At 56.2% G+C, this 7,633-nt stretch carries 8 protein-coding genes; 4 read left to right on the top strand and 4 right to left on the bottom strand.

The genetic code is table 11. From position 1 onward, the window contains the following. Window positions 1-283 precede the first annotated feature (283 nt). Window positions 284-1,042 (top strand): DUF1134 domain-containing protein, encoded by a 759-nt coding sequence (locus ACLL9E_RS11660; RefSeq protein WP_411291903.1) that lies wholly within the window; start codon window positions 284-286, stop codon window positions 1,040-1,042. Here the strand turns inward: ACLL9E_RS11660 and ACLL9E_RS11655 are convergent. The 4 genes from ACLL9E_RS11655 to ACLL9E_RS11640 all read right to left on the bottom strand — a co-directional run bounded on the left by ACLL9E_RS11655 (window position 1,039) and on the right by ACLL9E_RS11640 (window position 4,758). After that, the gene (locus ACLL9E_RS11655; RefSeq protein WP_411291902.1) at window positions 1,039-1,647 is read right to left on the bottom strand and encodes a riboflavin synthase; all 609 of its coding nucleotides are present in this window, start codon (window positions 1,645-1,647) and stop codon (window positions 1,039-1,041) included. The two genes, ACLL9E_RS11660 and ACLL9E_RS11655, sit on opposite strands and share 4 nt — an antisense overlap. 17 nt (window positions 1,648-1,664) lie before the next feature. Continuing rightward, a complete protein-coding gene (ribD, locus tag ACLL9E_RS11650; protein WP_411291905.1) occupies window positions 1,665-2,636 on the bottom strand; it encodes a bifunctional diaminohydroxyphosphoribosylaminopyrimidine deaminase/5-amino-6-(5-phosphoribosylamino)uracil reductase RibD in 972 nt (323 codons plus the stop codon). Next, window positions 2,633-3,040, bottom strand: a complete 408-nt coding sequence (locus ACLL9E_RS11645; RefSeq protein ID WP_411291901.1) for a hypothetical protein — start codon at window positions 3,038-3,040, stop codon at window positions 2,633-2,635. Before ACLL9E_RS11645 ends, ribD begins: the two co-directional genes overlap by 4 nt. Window positions 3,041-3,102: 62 nt before the next feature. Then, window positions 3,103-4,758, bottom strand: coding sequence for an NAD+ synthase (locus ACLL9E_RS11640; protein WP_411291900.1), 1,656 nt, complete (start codon window positions 4,756-4,758; stop codon window positions 3,103-3,105). A gap of 125 nt (window positions 4,759-4,883) precedes the next feature. Between ACLL9E_RS11640 and ACLL9E_RS11635 the strand changes: the two genes are divergently transcribed. From ACLL9E_RS11635 to ACLL9E_RS11625, 3 genes are read left to right on the top strand one after another with little or no spacing between them, the layout of a single operon-like run. Continuing rightward, window positions 4,884-5,819 (top strand): ribose-phosphate pyrophosphokinase, encoded by a 936-nt coding sequence (locus tag ACLL9E_RS11635; RefSeq protein ID WP_411291899.1) that lies wholly within the window; start codon window positions 4,884-4,886, stop codon window positions 5,817-5,819. Beyond that, window positions 5,819-6,598 (top strand): histidinol-phosphatase, encoded by a 780-nt coding sequence (gene hisN / locus ACLL9E_RS11630; RefSeq protein ID WP_411291904.1) that lies wholly within the window; start codon window positions 5,819-5,821, stop codon window positions 6,596-6,598. Before ACLL9E_RS11635 ends, hisN begins: the two co-directional genes overlap by 1 nt. A 1-nt stretch (window position 6,599) precedes the next feature. Continuing rightward, window positions 6,600-7,487, top strand: a complete 888-nt coding sequence (locus ACLL9E_RS11625) for a helix-turn-helix domain-containing protein (protein ID WP_411291898.1) — start codon at window positions 6,600-6,602, stop codon at window positions 7,485-7,487. The last annotated feature ends 146 nt before the right edge of the window (window positions 7,488-7,633 follow it).

Here is a 7,633-nt window from a genome sequence, read left to right as displayed (position 1 = left end):
AGACGGAGGGATTCGAACCCTCGGTACCGGATTTACCAGTACGACGGTTTAGCAAACCGTTGGTTTCAGCCACTCACCCACGTCTCCTGTGCGCTTGGCATCGGCGGCCTATAGCGGGGCATGCTTTGGGCTGCAATGGTTATTGACACAGCGTTGAGATAAGAAGAAAATTAACCAAACAGGGTCGCTCTGGCGCGCACTGGACTCGCATCGTCGCCTGTTCATCATGCGCTCATCCGGAGAATCCATAAGGTGATCGATATTTTTGTGAGGGTAGAGTGGCATGTTGCATGTAAAATGGGGATTCAAACGGACCGGAAATTTCATGCTGATGTTGCTGGCGGCAAGTGCGCTTGTTGCATCACCGGCCAGCGCTCAGATTAATAAAGTTGATCCGAATGATGTCATCGATTCGGATCTTGGAACGCCGCCGCCAGCCGCTGGTCCGACATCGAGCAACAGCCCAGCGATGCAAGATGGCGTGCCAACCGATGGGCTCCCGAGTGAACCGGCACCCTCCCAGCCTGACGCCGCGGCGACGGTGGCTGTCTCAACTCAAGATACATATCAGGAGGATGATCTGATCGGTGCCGCAGAAGGTGTTTTTGGCAAAGGTGCGCAAGGCCTGGCGATGCTAATTGAAGACATCCTGAAAAAACAGGGCCGTCCGAATGGCTATATTGTCGGACGCGAAGGCGGCGGCGCCTTTATCGTTGGCCTGCGTTACGGATCAGGCACTTTGAATCACCGGGTTGAAGGCGAAAAGCCCGTTTATTGGACTGGGCCTTCCATTGGTCCCGACGCTGGCGCAAACGCGGGCAGCACATTCATTCTGGTGTATAATTTATACGATACCGAGGAAATTTATAATCGCTTTCCGGCAGCAGAGGGTGTTGCCTATCTCGGCGGCGGATTCAATGCGAGCTATCTGCGCCGTAACGATGTGGTGTTAATTCCCATTCGCGTCGGGGCTGGCCTGCGGCTCGGTGCGAATGTCGGCTATATGCGCTTTTCGAAAAAGCAGCGCTGGTTGCCATTTTAACGGGGGCGCAGGTCTTCCATCCGCTTTAGGTAACGGGCGAGCACGTCGATTTCCAAATTAATGTGCCGCCCTATGCCAAGCGAGTCCAACGTCGTCATTTGCGCAGTATGGGGTATGATATTAAGCGTAAAGTGCGCAGAACCATCTGCTTGATCCGCGATATCGTTCACCGTCAGCGATACGCCATCGACCGTGATTGATCCCTTGGTTGCAATATAGGGGGCAAGGCTTGCTGGCGCAGCGACTGTCACCTTCCAACTATCACCAATGGTTTCGCTGCCGACAATTTGCCCCACGCCATCAACATGGCCGGTGACGATATGCCCGCCAAGCTCGTCGCCGACTTTCAAGGCGCGTTCGAGGTTCAGCCGCGTGCCAGCATCCCACATGCCCTTTGCGGTGCATGACACGGTTTCTGCAGACGCATCTACCGCAAACCAGCCATCACCTTTTTCAACCACAGTGAGACAAACTCCGGAACAGGCAATCGATGCCCCGATTGCAACATCGTCCATGTCATAATTGCAGGCGATTACGAGACGAAGGTCACCACGCTGTTCACATGACCGAATATTGCCGACGTCCGTAATAATACCTGTAAACATAAATGCCGCACCCTTTTCTAATGGAGCTTCTCGTAGACTTCGAGACGGTCTTTGCCAAGGCTTCGGGAGTCCGAAAACTGCCAGCGTCCATGGGCATCGGCGAGCTGCCCAAGGCCAATGTCCGATAAGCACGCCTTGCCGGAGCCAAGCAAGATCGGCGCACGATAGAGTAGCAACCGGTCAACCAGCCCCTGCCGCAAAAATGCGGTTGCCGTTGCCGCACCACCCTCGATCAGCAAAGTGTTGCAGGCGAGCGTGGCGATATCGCTTGGTGCGCGAATGACTTCCCAACCTTGCGGAGCATCCCCGCTGCCCAGCATGATTTTACGCGGTTGCCGTGCCTCAAGACCTGCCAGCCGAATGTTCAATTGCGGATTGTCTGCACGCAATGTGCCTGCGCCAACCAAAATCGCGTCAGAACGGGCACGTTCAACATGGCTATGGGCCCGCGCAACTTCTCCTGTTATCCACCGGCTGCTGCCGTCTGCCATCGCGATTTGGCCGTCAAGCGATGTCGCCATTTTTAACGTCACGAAAGGGCGGCCCTTGGTCATTCGGCTCAGATAACCTGCAAGGCTGCTGCGCGCTTGTGATGGCATGACGTCAGTCAACAGCTCAATTCCTGATGCACGTAGTGACTTCATGCCGTCGCCAGCGGTGCGTGGATCGGGATCCTGCAACGCGATGACAACTTTCGCTGGCGCTGCTTGGCACAGCGACTGCGCACAGGACGGTCCGCGCGGTGAGACATGTGCGCATGGCTCCAATGTCACGTAAATTGTGCTGCCCTGTGCATGTCCACCAGCCTGCGCCAGCGCCATCGCTTCAGCATGCGGACGCCCGCCCGATTGAGTCCAGCCACGCCCCACGACAATGCCGTTTTTTACGATAATACATCCAACTGACGGGTTCAGCGCAGTTCGGCCAACGCCGCGCTCAGCCAACGACAGCGCCGCAGCCATAAACCGCAGGTCGTTGGTGGCAACTATTGCATCGCTCCCGCAGTTTCTTGTGCACCGGCAGACTTTTTAGCGGCCTGTTCCATCTCGGCCTCGCGCTCAATTCTGTCGACATCCATGCCAACAGCACGGCCGAAAGCCTTGTATGCCTCTTTCTCACGGAGCCGGAGCTCGTCTTTCCGCTTCTGGCGTTCGGCAATAGCTACTTTTGATTCCTGGATTGAGCGCGAGGCGGGCCAGCTTTCGACATAGATGATCTCGCGCGGGGGCGGCGTACCCTTCTCCATCGCGTCGAGATAAAATGTATACATGATGATCGCCGTGGGCACACAGGCCGCAAGGAAGAGTAAGGGACTGTGCCGGCCCGGTGCGCGTAGAAAGCCGATGAGGTCAGACCCTGCACTGCGCAACGATACATCTTTGAAAAAAGCCATGGTTCTTCAATAAGCGGCCGGGGCCGCGATTTCCAGTGCCCTATTTACACGCAACGGGATTATCAGCCGCTTCGGAAAGCATTGGTGATGGGGTAACGCCGGTCGCGGCCAAAATTGCGCGTGCCAAGTTTCACCCCCGGAGGAGCCTGCCGCCGCTTATACTCGGCCAGATACAATAACCGTTCAATCCGCGTCACAACTTCCCTGTCGAAGCCGAGCGCAACAACCTCGTCAACGGATCGCTCCTCCTCCACCAACGCCAAAAGCATTTTATCAAGGACGGGATAATCGGGAAGCGAGTCGCTGTCTTTTTGGTCGGGGCGCAATTCCGCGCTTGGGGGCTTATCAATGACATTGTCCGGGATCACTGGGCCATCGCGGCCAAGGCCGATGCGGGGTTTATGGCTATTGCGCCATTTTGAAATGGCAAAGACGGTCATCTTATAGGCGTCTTTTAACGGATTATATCCGCCGGCCATATCGCCATAAATTGTCGCATAACCAACGCTCATTTCGCTCTTGTTGCCCGTCGTCAGGAGCATGTGCCCAAATTTATTGGATAACGCCATCAACGTCACACCCCGGATGCGCGATTGCACATTTTCCTCAGTGATATCGACATCGCGATCGGCGAAACTGCCCGACAGCATTTCATCAAATGCGACGACGGCTGGCGAAATGGGGATGTTGTCGATTTTACACCCTATCATCGCCGCGCATTCGGCTGCATCGTCGAGGCTTGACTGGCTGGTATAGCGGCTGGGCAACATCACGCACCAGACGCGATCGGGACCAAGTGCATCCGCCGCAATCGCCGCGCACAACGCGCTGTCGATTCCGCCAGACATGCCAAGCACCACGCCAGGGAAGCGATTGGTGTCGACATAATCGCGTAGTCCCACGACCATTGCGCTGTAGATATCGGCTGGATGTTCTTCCCACATTGCCTTTGGGCCATCGGCACAGGCCCATCCACCGTCACCGCGATGCCAGTGCGTCATGCGCAAATGCTCCTCCCAATCGGGCAAGCGGTGCGCCACCGTGCCATCAGCGTTCAGCACAAAAGAACTGCCGTCGAACACCAGTTCATCCTGTCCGCCGACCCGGTTCAGGAACATCAAAGGCAGACCCGTTTCCCGCACACGCGCCGCGAATACTTCCTCAAGCCTGCGGTCATCCTTGTCTATTTCATAGGGGCTGCCATTGGTCGAAATGAGCAGCTCCGCCCCGCGTTCTTTCAAGTGCAGGCTGACAGGCGCAAGCCAGCCATCTTCGCAGATCGGCACCCCCATACGCACACCGCGAAATTCGATTGGCTCGGGGAGGGGGCCAGCGGCAAAAATCCGTTTTTCATCGAAAGTGCCGTAATTGGGCAACTCATGCTTGTAGCGCACCGCCGAAATCCGTCCGCCGTCGAGAAGCGCAATGCCGTTGTATAGCGCGCCGTTATCGCGAAAGATTGATCCAACGAGCATTGCTGGCCCACCATCGGCAGTCGCAGCAGCAAGCTCATTGAGTTCAGCGGCGGCACGGGCCGCAAAGGTCGGCTTCAACACCAGATCTTCTGCTGGATAACCAATCAGCTGTTGCTCCGGAAACACGATGAGGTCAGCGCCGGCTGCCTTCGCCCGCCATGCCAACATCGCCTGAGCGTTTCCCGCCAGGTCCCCAACCCGTTGGTTGAGCTGAGCGATTGCGATAATAAGCTGATTTGTCATGCACCCACCCTTATTGTCCACAATGTAGCGGAGCAAGCCGATTGTCAGGGAAGCCCCGCCTCGCTAGAGCGGCGAAAGAATATGGGGATAAGGCTCGGCCGGGCCATTAGTCGGGAACTACGGACATGAAATTGATGACGGGCAACAGCAATCTACCGCTCGCACAGGGTATTGCCGATTATATGAACCTGCCGCTGACCGATGCCAGCGTCCGCCGTTTTGCCGACAATGAAATTTTCGTGGAGATCCACGAAAATGTCCGCGGCGAAGACATGTTTGTCATTCAATCGACAAGCCATCCAGCAAATGACAATTTGATGGAACTGCTGATCATGATCGACGCCTTGCGTCGTGCTTCAGCCAAGCGCATCACGGCGGTTCTGCCCTATTTTGGCTATGCCCGTCAGGACCGTAAGCCCGGCCCGCGGACGCCAATTTCGGCCAAGCTGGTTGCCAATCTGATTACCGAAGCAGGCGCCGACCGCGTGCTGACCGTTGATCTGCACGCTGGACAAATTCAGGGCTTTTTCGACATTCCGACCGACAATTTATATGGTGCGCCGGTGATGAGCGCGGACATATTGGAGCGGCATGGGAATAAGAATATCACCGTCGTGTCGCCTGACGTCGGCGGCGTGGTGCGCGCGCGCGCGCTCGCCAAGCGCTTGGATGACGCGCCGCTGGCTATCGTCGACAAGCGTCGCGAAAAGGCTGGTGTATCGGAAGTCATGAATATTATCGGTGATGTGAAAGACCGCTTTTGCATCCTGATAGATGATATTGCCGACAGCGCAGGCACTTTGTGCAATGCTGCGGACGCGTTGAAAGAAGCAGGCGCATCGGACGTTGTTGCCTATATCACGCACGGCGTTTTGTCAGGCGAGGCCGTCAACCGCGTCAACGCATCGTCGCTGCGCAAGCTGGTGATTACCGATTCGATCATTGCGTCGGAAGCCGCGAATGTAAGTGCCAAAATCCGCCAGTTACCCATTGCACCCTTGCTGGGTGAAGCAATCAAGCGGATTGCCGACGAAAGCTCTGTTAGCTCCTTGTTCGATTGATGACGCCGGCGGATATTCTCTTGGCCAACCGCTTGGCGGACGCGGCCGGGCAAGCAATCCGGCCATTTTTCCGGTCGACATATACGCATGAAGCCAAAGCAGATGCTTCGCCTGTGACCGAGGCAGACCGCGCCGCCGAAACTGCCATTCGCCGGATAATTGACGCCGAATGCCCACGTGACGGCATCATTGGCGAGGAATTTGGCGAAAAAACCGGCAGTTCGGGCCGTACCTGGATAATCGACCCGATCGATGGCACCATAAGTTTCATGGCGGGGCGCCCGATATTCGGAACGTTGATTGCCTTGCTTGAGGACAATTGGCCAGTCTTGGGCATCATTGACCAATGCATCAATTCCGAACGTTGGGTCGGTGCAGCAGGCTATCCCACGACATTGAACGGCGCGCCAGTTCAAACCCGTTCGTGCCGGACACTGACGCAAGCAACCTTAGCCAGCTCTGGGCCGCAATATTTCAGCCAGCATGACGGCGACCATTTCATGGATCTTGCCGCCCAAACGGCACATAAAAAAATGCTCTTTGGCGGCGACTGCTACAATTACGCACTGCTCGCGAGCGGCCATATTGATATCGTGGTCGAAGCAGGCTTGAAGCTGCATGATTTTGCTGCTTTAATTCCCGTTGTAACAGGGGCAGGCGGCATGATGAGCGATTGGGCGGGGGAGCCACTTCACGGGGCTTCAGATGGGCATGTCGTTGCCGTGGGCGACCCGGCACGGCTTGAAGACGTACTCGAAGCGCTGGCGTGCCAACATTGATATGTCAGAATTAGCCGACGCCAGCCCGGTTAATTTCATTCTGCCCGCACCGCCGCTTCGGCGCTATCTCTCAACATATTATTTCGTCGACACCGGCACAGATGACACGGAGCATGAAGATTTTTTGTATCCGGAATGGGCTGCTATTCGTTTTACCATGCGCGGCGCGGCGACGGGCAATATTGTTGGCCTTGATCCTCTAAGCATTCCCGACGACAGCGTGACTGGTCCAACCGGCAAAGCAGCATTGGTTCGTTTTCGTAACGTCCGTCTCGTCGGAATTGGCCTTCTGCCTTTGGGCTGGTACCGGATAGTTGGCTGTCCAGCTGATCGCTGGGCGAACAGGGTAACTGCAGTCGACAGTGCGCCCGAGTTTGCCGTGCTCGCGCGGCTCAGGCGCGAGATTGAGGGATTGAATGATCCGGAACAAATTGCCGCCTTGTTTGACCATCTCTTGTTGCAGGTTATTGCGAGCCCAGACCCGCTTGAGGCAGACATTGAATGCATCCACCAAGCCATTGCGAACCCGGAGATCAGCAACGTCGGCGAGCTTTCGGAAGCGACCGCGATCAGTACGCAACGGCTTGAGCGCCTATCGCGCCGGGTGTTCGGCTTTCCGCCAAAATTGTTGCTGCGCCGTCAACGCTTCCTGCGCACAATGGCGACCGCGATGGAGCATCCTGAACTGAAATGGTCCGACGCGCTTGACCGGCATTATTTTGATCAGGCCCATTTCAACCGTGAATTTCACCAATTCATGGGCATGTCCCCGGGGCAATATCTTGCAATGCCCCGGTTGATCAGCATTGCTTCCAACCGGGAGCGTGCGCACATTGTAGGGCAGCTGCTTCAGGCATTGCAGATTCCTGCGCCGCAAAACGGCCAATAGACTTGCATTCACACGCGAATCCCGCTAGGCGCGCGCCTTCCGAATAAGCAGGCTGGCCAATAGGGCTGCCATGTCGGCTTGATACGGACTCAACAAAGGAGACCAAAATGCCCAAGCTCAAGACCAAGAGCGGTGTGAAGAAACGC

This window comes from Sphingorhabdus sp., from assembly GCF_046596595.1.
Classification (GTDB): domain Bacteria; phylum Pseudomonadota; class Alphaproteobacteria; order Sphingomonadales; family Sphingomonadaceae; genus Sphingorhabdus_B.
This window is presented reverse-complemented; position numbering and strand designations above follow the sequence as displayed.

Excerpts from the sequence above, each read along its gene's own strand:
- hisN (WP_411291904.1), top strand. The coding sequence starts at position 5,819 with ATGACGCCGGCGGATATTCTCTTGGCCAACCGCTTGGCGGACGCGGCC.
- ACLL9E_RS11625 (WP_411291898.1), top strand. The coding sequence starts at position 6,600 with ATGTCAGAATTAGCCGACGCCAGCCCGGTTAATTTCATTCTGCCCGCA.
- ACLL9E_RS11655 (WP_411291902.1), bottom strand. The coding sequence starts at position 1,647 with ATGTTTACAGGTATTATTACGGACGTCGGCAATATTCGGTCATGTGAA.
- ACLL9E_RS11640 (WP_411291900.1), bottom strand. The coding sequence starts at position 4,758 with ATGACAAATCAGCTTATTATCGCAATCGCTCAGCTCAACCAACGGGTT.
- ACLL9E_RS11660 (WP_411291903.1), top strand. The coding sequence starts at position 284 with ATGTTGCATGTAAAATGGGGATTCAAACGGACCGGAAATTTCATGCTG.
- ACLL9E_RS11635 (WP_411291899.1), top strand. The coding sequence starts at position 4,884 with ATGAAATTGATGACGGGCAACAGCAATCTACCGCTCGCACAGGGTATT.
- ACLL9E_RS11645 (WP_411291901.1), bottom strand. The coding sequence starts at position 3,040 with ATGGCTTTTTTCAAAGATGTATCGTTGCGCAGTGCAGGGTCTGACCTC.